Annotated in this window: 21 protein-coding genes, 1 tRNA gene and 1 pseudogene; 4 read left to right on the forward strand and 19 right to left on the reverse strand. The window is 35.3% G+C overall.

The window, feature by feature from the left end:
• Nucleotides 1–102: 102 nt before the first annotated feature.
• The 3 genes from rpsG to purR all read right to left on the reverse strand — a co-directional run bounded on the left by rpsG (nucleotide 103) and on the right by purR (nucleotide 2,067).
• Nucleotides 103–573 carry a 30S ribosomal protein S7 gene (gene rpsG, locus DQN23_RS07900; RefSeq protein ID WP_020917480.1) on the reverse strand — a complete coding sequence of 157 codons (471 nt, stop codon included), beginning with the start codon at nucleotides 571–573 and terminating at the stop codon, nucleotides 103–105.
• 21 nt (nucleotides 574–594) lie between these two features.
• Nucleotides 595–1,008 carry a 30S ribosomal protein S12 gene (gene rpsL, locus DQN23_RS07905; RefSeq protein ID WP_003066537.1) on the reverse strand — a complete coding sequence of 138 codons (414 nt, stop codon included), beginning with the start codon at nucleotides 1,006–1,008 and terminating at the stop codon, nucleotides 595–597.
• A gap of 243 nt (nucleotides 1,009–1,251) precedes the next feature.
• Nucleotides 1,252–2,067 (reverse strand): pur operon repressor, encoded by an 816-nt coding sequence (gene purR, locus DQN23_RS07915; protein ID WP_020917482.1) that lies wholly within the window; start codon nucleotides 2,065–2,067, stop codon nucleotides 1,252–1,254.
• A gap of 405 nt (nucleotides 2,068–2,472) precedes the next feature.
• On the opposite strand from purR, the gene DQN23_RS07920 reads away from it, so the two are divergent.
• The gene (locus DQN23_RS07920; protein ID WP_058814252.1) at nucleotides 2,473–2,931 is read left to right on the forward strand and encodes a DUF3642 domain-containing protein; all 459 of its coding nucleotides are present in this window, start codon (nucleotides 2,473–2,475) and stop codon (nucleotides 2,929–2,931) included.
• A gap of 98 nt (nucleotides 2,932–3,029) precedes the next feature.
• Here the strand turns inward: DQN23_RS07920 and DQN23_RS07925 are convergent, their stop codons facing one another.
• Genes DQN23_RS07925 through rsgA form a run of 5 tightly spaced genes read right to left on the reverse strand, consistent with a single transcriptional unit; the run spans nucleotide 3,030 to nucleotide 7,400 of the window.
• On the reverse strand, nucleotides 3,030–3,968 hold the full coding sequence (locus DQN23_RS07925) for a 3'-5' exoribonuclease YhaM family protein (protein ID WP_020917484.1): 939 nt from the start codon (nucleotides 3,966–3,968) through the stop codon (nucleotides 3,030–3,032).
• Nucleotides 3,958–5,232 (reverse strand): DNA recombination protein RmuC, encoded by a 1,275-nt coding sequence (rmuC, locus tag DQN23_RS07930; RefSeq protein WP_020917485.1) that lies wholly within the window; start codon nucleotides 5,230–5,232, stop codon nucleotides 3,958–3,960. The genes DQN23_RS07925 and rmuC overlap by 11 nt, the downstream gene beginning before the upstream one ends.
• Before the next feature lies 1 nt (nucleotide 5,233).
• Complete coding sequence (locus tag DQN23_RS07935; RefSeq protein WP_020917486.1) at nucleotides 5,234–5,866, reverse strand: thiamine diphosphokinase; 633 nt, start codon at nucleotides 5,864–5,866, stop codon at nucleotides 5,234–5,236.
• The gene (rpe, locus tag DQN23_RS07940; RefSeq protein ID WP_020917487.1) at nucleotides 5,859–6,521 is read right to left on the reverse strand and encodes a ribulose-phosphate 3-epimerase; all 663 of its coding nucleotides are present in this window, start codon (nucleotides 6,519–6,521) and stop codon (nucleotides 5,859–5,861) included. Before rpe ends, DQN23_RS07935 begins: the two co-directional genes overlap by 8 nt.
• Nucleotides 6,522–6,527: 6 nt before the next feature.
• Nucleotides 6,528–7,400: a ribosome small subunit-dependent GTPase A gene (gene rsgA, locus DQN23_RS07945; protein WP_058832824.1), complete on the reverse strand. Its 873-nt coding sequence runs from the start codon at nucleotides 7,398–7,400 to the stop codon at nucleotides 6,528–6,530.
• Between the two features lie 187 nt (nucleotides 7,401–7,587).
• On the opposite strand from rsgA, the gene DQN23_RS07950 reads away from it, so the two are divergent.
• Nucleotides 7,588–7,676, forward strand: a tRNA-Ser gene (locus DQN23_RS07950).
• A gap of 41 nt (nucleotides 7,677–7,717) precedes the next feature.
• On the opposite strand, the gene DQN23_RS09535 is transcribed toward DQN23_RS07950, so the two are convergent.
• The 11 genes and pseudogenes from DQN23_RS09535 to DQN23_RS09715 form a co-directional block, all read right to left on the reverse strand.
• Entirely contained in the window at nucleotides 7,718–7,879 is a 162-nt protein-coding gene (locus DQN23_RS09535) for a LytTR family transcriptional regulator DNA-binding domain-containing protein (RefSeq protein WP_313769791.1), read from the reverse strand.
• Nucleotides 7,857–8,237, reverse strand: coding sequence for a LytR/AlgR family response regulator transcription factor (locus tag DQN23_RS09540; RefSeq protein ID WP_267895290.1), 381 nt, complete (start codon nucleotides 8,235–8,237; stop codon nucleotides 7,857–7,859). The genes DQN23_RS09535 and DQN23_RS09540 overlap by 23 nt, the downstream gene beginning before the upstream one ends.
• A complete protein-coding gene (locus tag DQN23_RS09435; RefSeq protein WP_233422877.1) occupies nucleotides 8,222–8,449 on the reverse strand; it encodes a hypothetical protein in 228 nt (75 codons plus the stop codon). Before DQN23_RS09435 ends, DQN23_RS09540 begins: the two co-directional genes overlap by 16 nt.
• Nucleotides 8,450–9,006: 557 nt before the next feature.
• Nucleotides 9,007–9,840 carry a sensor histidine kinase gene (locus DQN23_RS07960; protein WP_111713004.1) on the reverse strand — a complete coding sequence of 278 codons (834 nt, stop codon included), beginning with the start codon at nucleotides 9,838–9,840 and terminating at the stop codon, nucleotides 9,007–9,009.
• Nucleotides 9,841–10,735: 895 nt separating this feature from the next.
• A complete protein-coding gene (locus DQN23_RS07965; protein ID WP_020917489.1) occupies nucleotides 10,736–11,029 on the reverse strand; it encodes a bacteriocin immunity protein in 294 nt (97 codons plus the stop codon).
• A 27-nt stretch (nucleotides 11,030–11,056) separates the two neighbouring features.
• On the reverse strand, nucleotides 11,057–11,362 hold the full coding sequence (locus DQN23_RS07970) for a bacteriocin immunity protein (RefSeq protein ID WP_020917490.1): 306 nt from the start codon (nucleotides 11,360–11,362) through the stop codon (nucleotides 11,057–11,059).
• A gap of 12 nt (nucleotides 11,363–11,374) precedes the next feature.
• Complete coding sequence (locus DQN23_RS07975; protein ID WP_020917491.1) at nucleotides 11,375–11,524, reverse strand: hypothetical protein; 150 nt, start codon at nucleotides 11,522–11,524, stop codon at nucleotides 11,375–11,377.
• 406 nt (nucleotides 11,525–11,930) lie between these two features.
• The gene (rsmA, locus tag DQN23_RS07980) at nucleotides 11,931–12,803 is read right to left on the reverse strand and encodes a 16S rRNA (adenine(1518)-N(6)/adenine(1519)-N(6))-dimethyltransferase RsmA (RefSeq protein ID WP_021143191.1); all 873 of its coding nucleotides are present in this window, start codon (nucleotides 12,801–12,803) and stop codon (nucleotides 11,931–11,933) included.
• Nucleotides 12,804–12,925: 122 nt separating this feature from the next.
• Nucleotides 12,926–13,495 (reverse strand): ribonuclease M5, encoded by a 570-nt coding sequence (gene rnmV / locus DQN23_RS07985; RefSeq protein WP_167394768.1) that lies wholly within the window; start codon nucleotides 13,493–13,495, stop codon nucleotides 12,926–12,928.
• Nucleotides 13,488–14,258: a TatD family hydrolase gene (locus DQN23_RS07990; protein ID WP_003066600.1), complete on the reverse strand. Its 771-nt coding sequence runs from the start codon at nucleotides 14,256–14,258 to the stop codon at nucleotides 13,488–13,490. The genes rnmV and DQN23_RS07990 overlap by 8 nt, the downstream gene beginning before the upstream one ends.
• Before the next feature lie 136 nt (nucleotides 14,259–14,394).
• A pseudogene (locus tag DQN23_RS09715) lies at nucleotides 14,395–16,729 on the reverse strand (Cna B-type domain-containing protein).
• Between the two features lie 478 nt (nucleotides 16,730–17,207).
• Here DQN23_RS09715 and DQN23_RS08000 point away from each other — a divergent pair.
• On the forward strand, nucleotides 17,208–18,176 hold the full coding sequence (locus DQN23_RS08000) for an L-lactate dehydrogenase (protein WP_111713006.1): 969 nt from the start codon (nucleotides 17,208–17,210) through the stop codon (nucleotides 18,174–18,176).
• 858 nt (nucleotides 18,177–19,034) lie between these two features.
• On the forward strand, nucleotides 19,035–19,538 hold the full coding sequence (locus tag DQN23_RS09460; RefSeq protein ID WP_233422878.1) for a CPBP family intramembrane glutamic endopeptidase: 504 nt from the start codon (nucleotides 19,035–19,037) through the stop codon (nucleotides 19,536–19,538).
• The last annotated feature ends 67 nt before the right edge of the window (nucleotides 19,539–19,605 follow it).

The raw sequence follows: 19,605 nt of genomic DNA on the forward strand, positions 1-19,605 counted from the left end.
TGATACAACCTAAGCAGAAATAAATTTTGATTAAGCCAATTTCGAATGTCAGTAGTAAAACAAGTTAAATGCATTCGAAGTAATGTATCATTATCTTGCAGATTACCAGCGGAAGTGTGCGAATGCACGGTTTGCTTCTGCCATACGGTGTGTATCTTCACGTTTTTTAACTGAAGCACCAGTGTTGTTAGCAGCATCAAGGATTTCTTTTGCAAGACGATCTCTCATAGTGTGTTCACCACGATCACGTGATGCGTTTACCAACCAACGAAGTCCAAGAGTTGTACGACGTTCTGGACGAACTTCAACTGGGACTTGGTAGTTAGAACCACCGACGCGACGAGCACGTACTTCAAGAACAGGCATGATGTTTTCCATAGCTGTTTCGAATACTTCAAGTGCATCGTTTCCAGTAGCTTCTTTAATTTGTTCAAATGCATCATATACGATTGATGCAGCAGTACCACGTTTACCATCAAGCATAACACGGTTGATAAGACGTGTTACAAGTTGTGAATTGTATAATGGATCTGGCAATACTTCGCGTTTTGGCGCTCTATTTTTACGACTCATTCTTTCTTATCTCCCTTCTTATTATCCTTTAGGACGTTTAGCACCGTATTTAGAACGGCTTTGTTTACGATCAGCAACACCTGCAGTATCGAGTGCACCACGAACGATGTGGTAACGTACCCCTGGAAGGTCTTTTACACGTCCACCACGAATAAGAACAACACTGTGTTCTTGAAGGTTGTGTCCGATACCTGGGATGTATGCAGTAACTTCGATAAGGTTGCTCAAACGTACACGAGCGAATTTACGAAGGGCTGAGTTAGGTTTTTTAGGTGTCATTGTTCCAACACGTGTTGCAACACCACGTTTTTGTGGTGAAGATACGTTAGTTTGAACTTTTTTGTGGCTGTTATAACCAACGTTAAGAGCTGGTGATTTAGATTTTTCAACTTTAGATTTACGTGGTTTACGTACCAACTGGTTGATTGTAGGCATCTACTTTTCTCCTGTAAGATTTTTATTTTGGTTGATAGGGCGCTTGGTGACAGTCCCTATCTAAAATGTGTACTTTGCAACATTTGTCAGCACGTCTCTGTACACTCTGGAGAGACCAAAAGTAAAAAGTACCGTTTACAATAGTACCATAAGACTGGTAAGATGTCAACTGATTTCGCTTGTTTTCCTGTTTTAAAACATTATTTTCGGAGATACAAAAAAGAGGCTATCGCCTCTTTCTGATTATTTGTCAAAGATATTACCAAGTTCTACTTTAACGTGATTATTTTTAACGTCAATTTCTGAAACTTTTAGCAATGATTTGTAGTTCATGCGGTCACGTTTTTCTTGTGCGTTTTCAGCAAAGACAGCAACACCAACTAATGTACTATCAAATTCTGTCAAAAGGCTAACCATACCCGAAATTGTACCACCACCTTTAAGGAAGTCATCAACAATCAACACTCGGCTATTTGGTTTCAAGCTACGTTTTGACAAGAACATCTTTTCAATACGATCACTTGATCCACTTGCGTAATTGACAGAAACTGTAGAACCTTCAGTAATTTTAAGGTCTCGGCGAACAATAACAAAAGGTACATTTAAGATGTTAGCTACGGCATTAGCTAATGGCACACCTTTTGTAGCAACTGTCATAACAGCATCAATCTTGTGTCCTTTAAAGGCATTAGCAATAATACGCCCTACACTTTGTAAAATGCGTGGGGTACTTAGCAAGTCTGATAAGTAAATATAACCACCTGGAAGGATACGATTACTTTCTGACATACTATCACGTAAGTCTTCAATAACCGATCTTGCTTCTTCTTCAGAGATTCCTGGTGTAAAAATGACACCTCCACTTGCCCCTGTGACAGTTTCAATTTCACCAATGCCAGATTCTTCAAAAGCTTTTTTAATGATGGCAATATCTTCAGAAATAGAAGATTTTGCTGCTTCGTATTTTTCAGCAAAAGTATTTAAACTTGTCAACTTATAAGGGTTATTAATCAAATAGTTGGAGATGACAACCATGCGTTCACTACGTCGTAATTTCATAATTTCTCCATTTTTTAGTATCTGTTTTTGTTATTATAACATAAGAAGACGAAAAAAACGAACATTTTAACAAAAAAATATATGTTTTTTATGTTTTTTCCTAATGTAAAGGGATTCTTGAGAGCGTAACATTAAAATATTGTGTTATTTAACGCAATTTATAACTTTAATAAGCTCTCTTAAAATGCGAAAAAAAGCCATCATAACAGCATAGTAAGCATTATCCTTTTACAGTAAAAATCTCCGATGATATAATAGTGGTAAGAAGAGACAGCTATAAATGATAAAGCAATTGATAATCTCGGTTTGATACCATAAAGTGAAATAATAATATTTTCTTATTTAATTGATGGTCCTTAGTGTATTTGCACAACGATGCAATCAGTGAAAAACGGAGGTCTAATTATGAAAAAGCTGCTTAAATTAATGGGTTTACTCTTACTAACGATTTTTTTAGGAGCTTGCCAGGCACAAAATGCTGCTACTCCTTCAAATCAAACCGCTGCAACAAGCTCATCTGTCACAGAAAGTAGTTCAACTTCAACTACTTCAACACCAAACCAAACAACTCCTAGCTCTAGTTATTCTAGCTCAGACATTTCTAATGCAGCACCGTCAACTGTTTTGGATGGTACTTATGTTTTAGAAAGATTTGATGAAGTGAAAACTTTAACCATCAAGGATGGAACTGGCCAATTAGAAACTAAGGAATACGACGGAGAAATTGATATTGATCCAGTAAAAATCAATGCTGACAAACAGATTATCCTAATCGGTGATGATATGAAAACCTATCAATTAGACGGTAATCAACTTACTTTGACTGAAGGCGATGGCGACCAAGATATCTATACGAAGCAATAAATAATACAACTGTACACCATTAAAGGTATCCTTCTGGATACCTTTTTATATTAAAAAACCGCGGGTGAACCACGGTTAGAATTTTTCAAATCGATTAATTATAGCTTTGGTTTATAGAAAGAACGGTTGTCCATAGCAAAGATACGATTTGTCATTTCGCCTTCATCAATACGGCTCAAAGCTGTTGTCATCATCATCATTTCAGCATCGATATTATCAATCATGTGAATAATTTCTGCTTCCATGACACGTGGACGAACTGGACTACCATATTCCAGTAAACCATGGTGACTTAAAACAACATGACGGAGAATAATAACATCTTCTTTCGTATCATCAATATTTAACTCTGTCAGAACTTTTGTAATTTCTTCATCAATCAAAGCAATATGACCGATTAGATTACCACGAACCGTGTACTCTGTATTGTCTGGCCCTGTCAATTCAATAACTTTAGCCAAGTCATGAAGCATAATACCAGCGTAAAGAAGACTCTTATTAAGCTGTGGATAGACATCACCAATCGCATCTGCCAAACGAACCATAGTTGCTGTATGATAGGCTAAGCCTGACTCAAAAGCATGGTGATTAGTTTTAGCAGCTGGATACGTAAAGAATTCTTCGTCATATTTGCGATAGAGTGCACGAACCACACGTTGCCAAACCGCATTTTCAATTTTAAACATCATCTGTTCAAGATATTCTTTAACATCAAGCACATCAACAGGTGATTTTTCTTTGAAATCACGTGGGTCATTTGGTTCACCTTCTCGTGTATTACGTAGCGTAATTTGGTTCACTTGAGGTGTCCCATTATAAACCTCACGACGTCCTTTCATATAAACAACTTTACCTGCAGTGTATTCTTCAACGTTATAAGGCTGAGCATCCCAAAGATTTCCTGAGATTTCACCACTATCATCTTGGAAGGTAAAAGCGATGTAATCTTTACCAGCTCTTGTTTTACGAAGTTCTGCAGATTTTATCAAGTAGAACCCTTCAAAGAGTTCGTCTTTTTTCATTTGACTAATTTTCATGATTGTCCTCTTCTTCTAATGGTGGGAGGTTAAGCAAGCTTTTCGTCGCTTGATCTTGGTAAGATTCTACTGTATTCAACGCACGGATAATTGCATTTGTTCGTGTGGAAATCAAGCTATCCAAGGTATTATTTGCAGTGTTAATTTGTTTTTGAGCTTTAACAAGCATGTTGCCAAATTTCTCAAATTCCACCTTAACATTCCCTAGAATCTTGCTGATATCGTTCGCATTTTTCTGAATATTAAGAGTTTTGAATCCGACAGCAAGCGAATTTAATAGAGCTGATAGCGTTGATGGACCTGCCACAACAATATTCTCATCACGTCGCAAGCTATCAAAGAAGCTAGCATTACGAACCACTTCTGAATACAAGCCTTCTGTCGGTAAAAACATGATACCGAAATTAGTTGTCTCGGGTGGATTTAAGTATTTTTTATTGATATCTTTAGCAAAACGTTTGATGCTATTTAGAAGTGACTTACGATAAAGTTCAACTTGTTCCTTATCACCACTTTCATAAGCATCTTCTAGGCGATAATAATCTTCAAGTGGGAATTTTGAATCGATTGGCAAATAAACATAACCATCATCTTCGACTCCAGGAAGCTTAATAGCATATTCAACGCGTTCGCTTGAGCCAGAAACAGTTGGAACTTCACGTTCGTACTGACTTGGCGTCATAATATCTTCGATAATTTGCCCTAATTGCAATTCACCGAGAATACCACGTGTTTTCGTATTAGAAAGCACTTTGTTCAAGCTACCAACATCCTGAGCGACCGTTTTCATCTCACCCAAACCTTGGTTAACAGATTCTAATTGTTTCGACACTGTCTCAAAGGAAGCTTTCAAACGATTCTGCAAGGTCTGCTCTAGTTTTTCTTCAACGGTCTGACGCATTTCTTCTAAGCGTTTTTCATTAGACGCTTGCATTTCTTTGACAGAATTTGTCAAATTACGGTTAATGATTTCTAGGCGTTGGTCAGAACGGTCGCGGTTCTCATTCAAACTTTTATGAAGCACATCGCGAATATCATTTAATTGTGTGTATAAATCATTTTGCAGACGATTGAGCTGATTATTTAAAGCCAAGACCTGATCTTTTTGAGCTAAGTCAAGTTGATAAGAGACTTGGTCAGATAAATTATCTGCATTATCATCCATTTTTTGTGATAAATCATCAGTTAGCTTTGCAATTTTTGATAAAAGATAAACCAACAAAGTAACTCCGATGACTCCTAACAATAAAGTTATTACTAACATATTACCTATCCTTACTTTGAATAACGATAAGATAACCCGATGCTAAGGTAACTGTAATAGGCTGCTGGTCTAAAAATTCGTTGCTAGAATAGATTTTCTTTTTGAAAAAATTCTTAGCATTCAAATTATATTTAGCTCCTTCAATGGTTAAATCCGCATCCCCATCAGCCATGAAAGACACATAGGTCATTTCGGCTTCTGGCAAAACTTGGCAAGTCCCTGCTGGATAAAACTGAATGCTGTTTTGCTTGTCTCGCAAAGTTATCTGACGCATAAATGGTGCTAGATCAGGATCCCCAGGCAAAAAGAGATTGGACATCATATGATCAATTCGACCACCAAAAGCTCCGAAAATAGTCACTTGGGCTTTTGGATACTGCCCAAAAACAGTTTTCAGAGCTAGTTCTGTGTCAGTGTCGTCCTTTTCAGGATTAGCTTGAATAAAAACACCTGCCTTATGCTGAATCTCTTGCAGTTCATCTTGACTAACTGAGTCAAAATCACCAACTGCAATATCCAGCGGGAGCTTATTTTCTAATAAAAACAAACTGCCTCGATCTACACCAACAAAGACATCAAATCCAGTGGAGAAATCTGATAATTGACCACCAGCAAATACAGCTACCTTAGTCATCTAAAGCCACGCGCAATGTTTCTACTTGTGCAGTCAAATCGCTAGCTTTAAAGAGATATGATCCTGCAACAAAGACATTAGCTCCAGCTTGGTAGCAAGCTTTAATAGTCTTGTTATCCACACCGCCGTCAACTTCGATATCAAAATCGTAACCTTTTTCGTCACGAATTTTAGCGACTTTTTGAACCTTTTCAAGCATTTCAGGAATGAAAGCTTGACCACCAAATCCTGGGTTAACTGTCATGATAAGCACTTGGTCAACCAAGCTCAAAACAGGTTCAATAGCTGAAACAGGTGTTCCTGGGTTGATAACAACACCAGCTTTCATGCCAGCTTTTTTAATTTTTTGAAGGGCACCGTGAATGTGAAGGGTTGATTCTGCATGAACAGTCATGATATCAGCACCAGCTTGTGCAAAAGCATCAACAAAGCGTTCTGGATTAACAACCATCAAGTGGCAATCAAAAACAAGTTTGCTGTGTTTACGCATGCTAGCCACAACATCTGCACCAAAAGTAATGTTAGGTACAAATTGGCCATCCATAATATCGATGTGCACATACTCAGCGCTTGTTTCTTCAATACGTTTTAATTCTGAAGCAAAGTTAGCATAATCAGCAGCTAAAATTGATGGAGCGATTTTATTGTTTGACATAAGTACCTACTTTCTTTTTACAGCTTTCTTATATGTTTCGCGACGATTCTCAATTTCACTGAGAAATTGAAGATAGTTATCATAGCGTGACTGCCAAAGTTCTCCAGACTCAACGGCGTCTTTGACCGCACACGATGGTTCATGAGTATGCGTACATGAACGGAATTTACACAAACGACTTAAACGACGGAGCTCTGGAAAAGCTTTGTTCAGGTCTTCTGCATTAGTTATTTCGTAATCCAGTGATGAAAATCCTGGCGTGTCAGCGATTTTACCACCGTTGACATTATAAAAACTAACAGCTCGTGTCGTGTGTCGACCACGCCCAAGACTATCTGAAATTTCACCTGTTTCTAGTTTCAAATCAGGAGCAATCTTGTTTAGCAATGTTGATTTTCCAACACCTGTCTGTCCCATAAAGACGGTTACTTTGTCCGTCAAGAGCGGAAGCAATTCGTCTAAAAATGTGCAAAATTGATAGCCAATTTCTTGGTATTGTTTTTGAATCACTGCAATCTCATCAGGACTTGTCAATAAATCCATTTTTGAAATATAAACAATTGGCTCAATAGCCTTGTGCTCAAGTAAAACCAAGAAACGGTCTAATAAGTTTGCATTGAAATCTGGTTCTTTAGCAGACATGATAACCACCGCTTGATCAATATTAACAATTGGTGGACGAACAAGACTGTTTTTTCTGTCATGAATCGCTAAAATATAACCTTCTGAATGGTCTTCAGCTGAAAAATCAACAAAATCACCAACGTATGGTGTCTGACCTTTTTTTCTAAAATTTCCACGCGCACGCGTTTGATAAACTACTCCATCAGATTCTACATAATAGAAACCTGCTAGAGACTTGATAATTCTACCTTGCAAATGTATTCCCTTTTTTTGATTGATAGTCCTATTATAGCAAAAAATGGGCATTTATTCAGTAATCAAGTCAAAAGATTTCACTTGATTGGCTTTTTTACTTCAAAGGAGTATAATGGTATTGTCTTTTAGAAATGCTGACTTAGCTAGTGTTTTTGATTAAGCACACTTCACATCACTATTAAAGTTTGGAAAGGTGGCCCAGCTTGGTACGGCACCAGACTCGAAATCTGGCAAGTGGAATCCTTTCACACGCGGGTTCAAATCCCGTCCTTTCCTTTTTAAAGCACAAAATGCCAACTAACGAGCTGGCGTTTTTTCTATTTCAGATTTTCCATTTTTGACCTTAAGTCTTTGATATATTTTCTAGAAACATAACAAGCTTTATCATCGTCAAAATAAACCAAACCTTCTTTTTTATCTAACCTAACAATATTATTTAGGTTAATCAGATATGATTTAACATCTAAATAATTTCTGATTAGCTTGCATCACTTCTTTGATTGAACCATAAAAATGACATTGCCCAGTTTTTGTAATCAACTTCAGGCGATGACTTTCCGCAGTTTCAAAATAAAGGATATCTTGCAAGGGAATGCGGATTTTCGTTTTGTTATTTTCAAAAACAAATATTTTCTTAGGAATGTTAAAACCTTGGTCCTCAAAGACCTTTTGCAAGCATTTTTTAAAATTATCTTTTATCGCATCATCTTTATCTGTTTTATCAATAAAATTAAGTGCACTAACTTGAGCTCGATAAGTCAATAACATGAATTCAGAGTAAGTCGTCACAAAAACAATTGTCGCTGTTCGTGATTTTTCCCTTATCGCCTTAGCCACTTCAATTCCTTTGGTATTATCTCCATGAATATCAATATCCAGGAAAAAAATTGAGGAAAAGGCTCCTCAACTAGGTTAATTAAACAATCAGTTTCACTAAATAAATCAAAATGACGAGTTTCCCACTGATTTGTCTCCAGCAAATCTCCAATCATTTTCTCAATACGAAACTGCTGATTTACATTATTTTCTAATACATAGATATCAATCATTGTTTTCTCCCTTAAACAATAACATCATTGATCATCTATTATTGTAACATATAAAAAATCCCTATCGATCGACAGGGACTAAAAAACTATTAGTTGCAATCAAAAACATCTTATTGTCTAAACTGACTCAATGTGTAGAAAGGATTGGTGTGCGATCGATGAAGGATACTAGTGCTCCGCTCATCTTGCTCTCTACAATCTCATCAAACTATTTCCTTTTAATATCAAGTAGTTCTTTTTATGGATGGATTTTTCTCCCAGAAAAACACTAATACTAGCGCATAAATCACCTTTATCTTCCCCAGAAATGATTTTAAAAGTATTGTAAGTATTCTCTGAAAAACAGATGTTAAAAGTTAAACTAATACTTGACAATAATGTTAGCTATTATTTCCCCAAAATCTCTAATAACAACTAACCTGAAATAGCAGGGTGATTGATCAATAAATCTATTAAGATTCCTAAACCCATTTACCACTAACCCAAAAAGCAAAAGTGAGCAAAAATCTAATCTGTCAATGCTCCAATGAGGATAAAAATTAGCTTTTTAGGAATAATTATGCATCAAAAATTCGGACAACTTGTGTAAATGTGTAATCTGAGCTGCGAATTTCAACTGACAGATTTTCGTCGTCATCTTGGAAATCCATTAGTGTGGCTAGACCAAGTCCACGATTTTCTCCCTTAGTTGAGTAGCCACGCTCAAAAATCTTAGTTAAATCCACTGATTTTTCCTTAGTTGAATTCTCAATCATGAAAACAAAGTTACCATCTTGGTAAAAATTAGCGACTGAGATTTCTGGAGTTTCTGACTCCAAAGCGGCTTCTATGGCATTATCAAACAGAATCGACAAAATTCGAATGTAATAAATTAATGGCATGCTAGGATTTTCCATTTTTTCGGCGACTTCTAGACTAATTGCAATCCCTTGATTTTCAGCTTGCAAAAATTTAGCTGACATGAAGCTTTTGACGCCGCTGTCTATGATGTTAGCCAAGCGAGTCAGGTCAAATTTATTATTCTTGACTAGCTTCGTCGAATTGGCTGTGATTTCGTTGTAAATTTTCTTGATGTCATCAAGATTGCCTTGATCAATTCCAACCTTTAAACTCATCAGGACATTAGCGTAGTCATGCCTGAAACTGCGAACCTCCTGATACAAACTCTCCACGTGCTTGCTACAATTTTCCAAGGCCGCCAATTCCATTTCCTGGTTACGAAGCAATTCATTTTTCTGCTCTTGCCCATGACGGAAATTAAGATAAAAGAGGAAGACAAAAAGAAGGATGAGATAAATGAAAGCAACAATTCCCCTTATTGCATCGTTAACAGTATTATGAAAAGGTTTTACAATAGCAACGGCATCCATGAATAAAAAATAAGAGACCATCAAGCTATTAATAATATTAAAAATTTTTGGCTCGATGCTCGATGTGTTTTTTAAAACTTTGACTTACATTTGAAATATCAATATTTAACTATCGTGAAACCAGATAATACACAATAAATGGTTCAGCTCCCAATAATACGACTACCAATGACGGATTTGTAAGAGTAATCTTTACTGAAAAAATAGATTGACAAATAATGAAGAAAGAATTATGCAGAACAATATAGAATGCAATAGGATATAAGCCGTAAAAGAAATGGTATCTAAATTCTATTTTAGAATCACGCTTATAAGAAATAATAAGATATAATACAACTAAATAAATAGTAACTTCTTTAACCAGATAAGAATTTAAATTTAGTGTACTTAGAAAAATACCATTCACTATCGGTAATAAAACTTCAACCTCAAATAAAAAGAAAATCCATTCTTTTTAAAGATAATTTATATTTAATAATTTGTTGAAATAATAATCCTAGTAGAACAAAACTTATAAAATTAACAATAAAAGCAAAAAATAGCGTTAAATTACCCAACATTTTGACCTTCCTTCTTCATAAATTCTAACAACTTGTGTAAATGTGTGATACAAGCAGACTGTTTTAAACGATAATTTACATAACCATATATCACACTCAATTTATTTTTGGTAATTTCTTGAAATAGAATTCCAAACATTATTAGACTCAGCAAGTTTGCTAAAAAGGCTAGACACTCAGCTAAAATGCTAACTTACTTCTCCCTATTCTCATTTATTATTTACTATCTAAAGATTTTAATCTTAAAAATTGTTACTTTTTTAATTGTACCATGTTGGAAGAATATTGGATATACTTATTTTTATAAAAAATAAAAAGGCTCTGAAGCCTTTTTTATTTGTATTATTCGAGGTTAACTAGAATATTCTAATCTCCATTAATTTTCTAAGTTCTTTTAATTTTTCAGATTGTTCAGGAGTGAAGTGAATATTGCTTTGTAAAACGGCATCCGTTAATTCTAAACTCATGCAATTCATAAGAAAAGGAAATGATGTTCCGTTTGTTTTAAATTCATTAAGATAATGTGTCAATGTCTTTTTCACACTTGTAGCAGAATCATTTGTTTGTAAATCAAGAAGCAACTCCTCAATAATTCGGATAGCTTCCTCTCTTCTTTCTTTTCCACCTGAAAACCATTTTAATTTTGCCATCTAAAATTCTCCTTTTCTTACTCAATTTCAATGAAAAATAACCCCAGTTGCAGCTAATCCACGCGCAAAATTTCCTTCAAACAATCCATGACTAGAGATTTTTTTGTAAAAGTCATTGACACTTGAAGACATTTTTTCTTTTTTAGCAATATTTGCAATGCCAATCTGGCGTAAATCAGAAGCAAGACTCACAACAGCTTTGTCAAAGTCTTTGCCATTTTCGACAGCATTTTTAAACTTCAGCAAAACTTGACGCTCTTCTTCTTTGATATCAACAGATAAAACAAGATTATAAACGTCATTTAACAAATCTTCCTTGACTAATTTTCCCATAAAAATTTCCTCCTATGGCATTAAAGTATTTACTAGACTTCGGCCAAAATCTCGCCCAGTTGAATAGACATGTTCAAAAATGACAGGATAAGCGATGATTAATAAAGCAAATCCAATAACTGTGATGGTAATTTTGTATTTTGAAAATAATGTCTTAAGCATATCTCATTCTTTCTAGTTTTAATGAAGGGCCAAAAATCCACTTGTTACCAAGCTAGATGTCGCTCTGATTTTCTTTTTCATTTCTCAGCTATATTATACCCTTTTTTCATCACTAAAACGGAGCAAGTCGCAAACAGTCGTTTTTTCGTCGTAAACGGTAAGTTTTTTTGAATTTTTTACCATTCGCGACTAAATTTTGACCGTTTATGACTTTCGCGTTTATAAACAAGATTATATGGCATAATAGAAATGTTAATTATTAACAAGGGAGTTTAGGAGAAAATGTATTTCACATTGATTTATCACTTTATGACATTGCAACAATGGCACGATATTGCTTCAACGGTAATGAATTTCATTAATCATATTTAAACTAAAAAACCAGCTCTATGAGCTGGTTTTTGATTTATAAACCGACTTCTTTCAATGCGTCAGCTAATTTTGCAAAGTCTGCAATTGAAAGAGCTTCGCCTCGAATAGATGGCTTGATTTCTGCGATTTCAAGTGCTTTTTCAAGTTTGGCTTTTGTTTCCTCTGCTTTTCCGAAGTGACTTGTCAAATTGTTCCAAAGTGTTTTACGACGGTGAACAAAACTGATTTTCGCAACGCGGAAGAAGAAGTCTTCGTCTTTGACTTTAACAAGTGGTTCTTCACGGCGAGTCATTTTCAAAATAGCTGAGTCAACATTTGGTGCTGGCACAAATACTGTACGTGGCACGATGAAAGCAACTTTGGCTGTCATGTAATATTGCACAGCAATTGATAGTGAACCGTAAGCTTTAGTGTTTGGCTCTGCTGAAATGCGGTCTGCCACTTCTTTTTGCATCATTACGACAAATTCTGCAAATGGGATTTTTGATTCAATCAAGTGCATCAAGATTGGTGTTGTGATGTAATATGGCAGATTTGCTACGACCTTGATTGGAAGGTCTGGGTTAGCAAATTCTTTGATACGGCTTTGTAGGTCTGATTTCAAGATATCTTCGTTAATCACTTTGACATTATCAAAATCGCGGAGCGTATCAGCCAAAATCGGAATCAAACGATCGTCGATTTCAAATGCCATGACTTCGGCAGCATTTTCAGCCAAAAATTCTGTCAAAGCACCGATACCAGGACCAATTTCGATAACATTGACATTCTTATCAATCTCAGCAGTATCCACAATTTTTTGTAGAATATTAGTATCTGTCAAAAAGTTCTGTCCAAATGATTTTTTAAAGGTAAATCCATGACGCTCAAGGACAGCACGCGTCACACTGTAATCAGCAATTCTCATAATTTATTTAATTACCTTATCCACAAGTTATCCCCAGAATAAAGTTTTGTCATTCCTTTCGTTTCTGTCAATGCAAGTGACTATTGTATCACATCTGGCTTAAGTGTAAAATACACAATTTATCACGCAGTATATTTCTCCATCACTTCTTCGACTTCAGCCAGAGTGATGCCAAAGAGTTCTAAGCGTTTAAGGAGTTGTTTACCGTTGCTGTAGCCAATGCGGAGCTTTTCACCCAAATATTCACGGCGCTTGCGGCTATCATTTCCCATTAAAAGCTCCATACGCATCAGGTCAGCTCTTGTGATGTCGAATTGATTATCATCATCAAAATTTCCTAATACGCCAGAAAGAGCTGTTTGCAAATCTTCGAAACTTGCGTGTTCAACACCGAGTGAACGACCTTTACTTTTTGATTTTGGCGCAGCTTCATCACGATTTAAAAAAGCGTGTTTAACGTTTGGAATAGCATTCATGATGATCTTGCGAATGCGTTCTCCGTTATAATCTGGGTCCGTAAAGATAATGACCCCACGAAGGTCATTTAATTTTTCGATACGTTCAAGGTCGTCATCATTGATAGCTGACCCGCGGGTTTCATAGGTATCTACATCATAAAAACGGCGCAAATTTGCGGTATCGTCTTTCCCCTCAACAACAAGCACTTCTTGAATTTTGATTTTTTCAGTCACAGTTAAACAACCTCTTTGCATTATCTGATGTCGCTTTTGCCACTTCTTCACTGGTCAAACCGCGGAGCTCTGCAATTTTATCTACAACATAGCGAGTATAAGCGGTGCGGTTTTCACGACCACGTTTTGGAACAGGTGCAAGGTAAGGCGCATCCGTTTCAACTAAAATCTTATCAAGCGGCAATTTCTGCGCAGCTTCTTGAACATCAAGTGCTTTTTTAAAGGTAACAACCCCTGAAAATGAAATCATCATGCCAAGCTCGATAAAACGCTTTGCCATTTCTAAAGAGCCTGAAAATGAATGAATAATCCCGCCGCGAGGTTCAACGCCTACTTCTTTGATGACAGCGTAAGTATCTTCAAGCGCATCACGAGTGTGGACAATAAAAGGGAGGTTGTGGTCTTTTGAAAGCTGAATCTGACGTTTAAAAACCTCAATTTGGACGTCCTTTGGGTCTTCCATCCAATGATAATCTAGCCCAATCTCACCAAGGCCAATCACTTTGGGGTGTGATAGATTGGCAACAATCATATCCTCAATTTCTTGAGTATATGAACCTGCTTCGGTTGGGTGCCAACCGATTGTGGCGTAGATTTCAGGGTATTTTTCAGCTAACTCAATAGCACGTTTAATAGTTGGTGCGTCAAAGCCAACAACATTGTGTCGAGTGACGCCCATTTCTTTAGCAAGTGCCAATTCTTCTGCTTCACGCCCAGCAAAATCATCGGCGTTTAAATGCGTATGTGTGTCAAATATTTCCATGATTTTATTATAACACAGACCACAAGAGAGACCAAAGCCAAGTACAAGTAAAGCGGTAAAATATCAAAGATAAATACAAAAAGAGAACCAAATTGGCTCTCTTTTTTAAAAGGTTGGATTCAATTACTAACTAATACTATGCTTTAGCTTTTTTTGCTTTATAAACAAAACCAAAGATAACTGATAATACAAGTACTAGACCAAGTATCATCGATCCTAGACCGCTGCTATCTCCTGTTGACGGAAGGAGTGATTTCTTTTCTTGTTTCTTCTCTGATTGTTTATCAGAATTACTTGACAGAGTTGTTGGATCATCAACTGTTGGGGTATTTGACTGTTTTTTTCTGGAATTACTGGTGTTTTAGCATCTTCCATTTTGATTATCGCATCGGCTTGGACTGTCCATGAACCGTCTGTTCCTTTTACCTCGACTTGACCGTCTGCTGTGACACGGAAAGTGATTGACTCTGCTAAGTCATAACCTGCTGGCGCTTGACTTTCCACCATAGTGTAGGCGCCCTCTGACAAGCTGAACACTTTGGCTGTATCACCTGAAGTCCACGCTAAGTTTTCACCCGTTTTTACATCTGTGGCGATTTGACCGTCTGCGGTTTCACCTGAAACAACTTTGAGCGATGCACCTGGGAGTTCGGCGCTACCGTTAACTTCAACTTTGCTAAATGTCACATCTGTTGTCTTAGGGTCCTCTAATTCTTCTGGAATTACTGGCACATGCGTATTCGTAATGGTTACATTTCCGTTCTCTACTTTTCCTTCAGTAGTTGTATAGTCATCAACTTCAGTCACTTTTTTGACAGAGTAAACAATATCTTTTTTATTTGCTTTTTCAGCAAGATTTGTCCATGTATATGTCCACTTATTCGCTGCTGTTAACGTCACAACATCACCAGATTTTTTGCCATTAGCATATAATTGGACATCAATAGAATTAGGACAAAGCCATCTTGGTCATCGCTATCATCCCAAACTTTTGTGACTGTCAAACTTGTTTTACCTGGAGTATAGTTATTTGTAATGTCATATCCATTAATTGTTGCCGTGTAATTGTCAACACTATCTTCAGTTACTGCGTAAGTAATAGCACTACCATTTGCATATTTGGCAAGATTTAAAAACGTATATGTCCAATTCGTATCAGCTGTTACTTCTTGTGAAGCTACCTTAGTTCCATTGGCTAAAAGGTTAACTGTACTCGAATCTGGACGTTTACCATCTTGGTCATCATTGTCATTCCATGTCTTTGTTCCAAACACTTCTGTCGTGTCTGGGGTATGACTGTTTGTAATGTTAAATTCAGAAATAATAGTTTCATAACCACCAACACTGTCTTCTGAAACAGTATAAACAACTTCTTGACCATTTTGATATTTCGGTAAATTTTCAAATCGGTAAGTCCAGTTATCAGTTTGTGAAACTTCTTTAGTTTGACCAGTATCTACACCATTTGCAAGTAGATGAACAACAATTGATTCTGGACGGATACCATCTTGGTTATTATTGTCATCCCATGTCTTTGTTCCTGATAAATTAATTATCTCTGGAACATGAGTATTTGTAATAGTGTAGTTATTGTCACTTCCTGAAACTACAGATTGATAACCAGATAAATCTGTAACTTCTTTTACAGTGTAATCAATAAGAACATTGTCAGAGTCATATTTATCAAGATTTTCAAAAGTACCATTCCAACCATTGGCATCACTTAGCACTAATTGCTGATCAGAGACTTCCACTCCATTTGCTAACAATTGAACAGTAACTTCACTTGAACGTTGTCCATCTTGATTGTTTACATCATCCCAAACTTTATTGACAGATACACTTGTGTATTCAGTTTGATTTTCTGGCAACATTTCTGCTGCCAGAAAATTTTGTACATAAGGATTTGTACTTAGGTACAAATTTAATTTAAAATTTGAAGGATAAGTTAACTGTGAAACATTACTTAATTCATTATAAGCATTTTCTAAATTGTCAGAGCTAAACGAATACCCTGTATAGCTATCTGTGAATTTCCAAATAACTAGCTGAGTAATTCCTCTAAACTGATCATCAGTTAACTGATACTTTTGTTGAATGCTACTCCCATTATTTGGATAACCGTTATATAAAATTTTCATAACCTAATCGTATAACACCGCATCCTCCAATGTACTGCTACTGTTCTCTTTCATTTGCTCCGCAGTTACATTAGTATATTTAATGTACCGATCTCCATACATACTAGGATACGGCTGTTTGATATTAAAACAGTACCCTACAATAGTCTGACTATTGTCATCTATGTAAATATTATTAATACCTAATCGGCTTTCGCTACTCTTACCATCATTATTTACATAACCTCGAAAAGTCTCTAAACTATTAGATTCAGCTAATACTCCCTTTTCCCCACCTAAAAAACATAGCACTGATAATAAAACAAATAATATAGTAAATAACTTCTTCATAATTATCATATCCTTAATATAAATATAAACAGTAAAAATATTAATATTTTTACTGTTTATATTTTACCCCCAAAAAAGTCAAGTATATCAACGTTTTTTTATCACAAATAGCAGTTTTATTTTTAAACGCATATTTTTGAATTTTTCCATAAAAATTTCCAGATTGATAAATCAATCTGGAGACATCGTAAAAGAGTCATGAGGCTATTCTAACAATTCAATCTTGCGACTTAAAGGTTATAAATTAGTTTCTTTTATATATCATATTGAACAATTAGACAGATAGACTATTTCCCATTTTTGAAATTATAGTAATAAACTCATATTAGTCTAATCTCACTGTTTGGGAAGTAGCTACGATATTCCTTTTTAGAATTAACTTATTAATATATATTATTATACAATTCCAGACCAAAGTGTTACACTATTAAGTGAAAGTAACTAGATACAAAAATATTAAGAAAAGAGGTTTTTAGTTATGACTACAAGAAAACAACATAAAAAAGTAATTATTGTTGGTGATGGTGCAGTAGGCTCAGCCTATGCCTTTTCACTTGTTAATCAAGGAATCGCTCAAGAACTGGGAATTATTGAAATTCCTCAATTATTCGACAAAGCTGTTGGGGATGCTGAAGACCTTAGTAATGCCTTAGCATTTACTTCACCTAAGAAAATTTATGCTGCTCAATATTCTGATTGTTCTGATGCCGATCTTGTTGTTATTACGGCTGGAGCTCCCCAAAAACCAGGTGAAACACGTTTAGATTTAGTGGATAAAAACTTAGCAATTAATAAATCAATTGTTACAGAAATCATTAATTCTGGATTTAATGGTATTTTTTTAGTTGCTGCTAATCCCGTTGATATTTTGACATATTCTACTTGGAAATTCTCAGGATTTCCAAAAGAACGTGTCATTGGATCAGGAACTTCACTTGATACCGCACGTTTCCGTCAAGCACTTGGTGAAAAAATAGGGGTAGATGCACGTTCTGTACACGCTTATATTATGGGGGAACATGGTGACTCAGAGTTTGCAGTTTGGTCACATGCTAATGTTGCTGGTGTTAACCTTGAATATTACCTTCAAGAGGTGAACGATTTCGACGCAGAAGAAGTTTTTCAAATATTTGAAAATGTTCGGGATGCTGCGTATTCAATTATTGACAAAAAAGGAGCAACTTTCTACGGAATTGCAGTCGCTCTTGCTCGTATCACTAAAGCCATTCTAGATGATGAAAACGCCATTCTTCCAATATCGGTATATCAGGGAGGACAATACCCCGATGTAAGCGACTGTTATATTGGACAACCTGCTGTTATTGGTGCTAATGGGGTTGTACGTCCTATTAACATCCCATTAAATGATTCAGAACTTCAAAAATTACAAGCTTCAGCAACAGAATTAAAATCTATAATTAACGAAGCTTTCTCGAAATTACAATAATAAAATAGTTAACTTTTAAATTGTTCAAAAAATAACCAATAATCTATATGAAAAGCCGTGATATTTTAGTCATGGCTTCTTTAATTCTCAAAAAATTTCACCTATTTTTGAACTCCAATAAAAGTTAAACTCTGTAATTTATTCTATCACTACCTTTAAAATCCAAAAGATATTTTATAATAAAATAATATTCATAATCTCTAATAGTTTCACTCCTAGATCTAACTTTAGTTCAGAAATATTATAAATGTTTAAAGCATAAAATTCAACAATGACTAAATAACCTAATCACAATCCATAACAGACTAATGTCCCTAATAAAAAATAACTAAAAAAATAAAAAGCATTGATAATCTTAATATCTCCCCTCTACTTTTATTACTTAAAATTAATCACTATTATATGATGTTTTAAGTGATAAGGTCCTAGGATTTGTTTTCTTGCGCATGTTGTATCGATATACTAGTATAACGATGACTGTTTTTTTATGGAGGAATTATATCAATCAGAAAATTAACACCAAATGCAACTGTATTCATAGCTCTCGGTCTAAATACTATATTATTTGATATATTAGCTAACCGATTACTTATAAATATAGTATCAGATACAGGAATAAGGCTTATAGTTTCTGTACTTATAGCGTTTATTCCTGTAGAAATTGTTATGTATCGATATATTAAAGATGATATGTTTCTGTTCTCCCCCAAACTATACCTATTACCAAAATAATGATATTTTTTGCTACCCTATTAACAATCTCAATGACAACTAACATCTTTAGTGTTATTCTAGAAGCTGGATTCAAAGTATTTAATTTATCTGCCAAGCCAACACTTACGGTATCAAAAACTACTTTTGCAATATCTTTATATTTGTGTCATTGGTCCTATTATTGAAGAACTTATTTATCGTGGCACACTAATGACACAACTAAAAAAATATGGTATTCACTTCGCTATTCTATTTTCAGCTTTCTACTTCGGACTAATACACCATGATTTATATCAGGGAATATCTGCAGGACTTGGAGGAATTATTTTTGGGTACGTTGCTTATCGCTACTCACTTTTATATTCTATAGTATTACATATCACTAGTAATACTTTTGCTACTATTACCAGTACTATCAAAGGCAATGATACATTAAGTGATTTATTGGTTATAACAATTATACTTATAGCTCTTATTACTACACTTGTAGTAGGAATTAAATATCTAAAAAATAGGTCTTCAAGTCATCTTCTACCACAAAAAACTTCTTCAGAACATATGACCGCCATGGAGAAAATAGTAGCAACTAGTCTATGCATATTAGACCTCGTTATTCTTATCTATTCTAGCTTTCATCTTTTATCTTAACATGACAATTTGAAAAGTTACTGCTACATATTAACTTCAATGTCAAATTTAGCTCGAATATTATTAT

The organism is Streptococcus lutetiensis, from assembly GCF_900475675.1.
In the GTDB taxonomy this organism is placed as follows: domain Bacteria; phylum Bacillota; class Bacilli; order Lactobacillales; family Streptococcaceae; genus Streptococcus; species Streptococcus lutetiensis.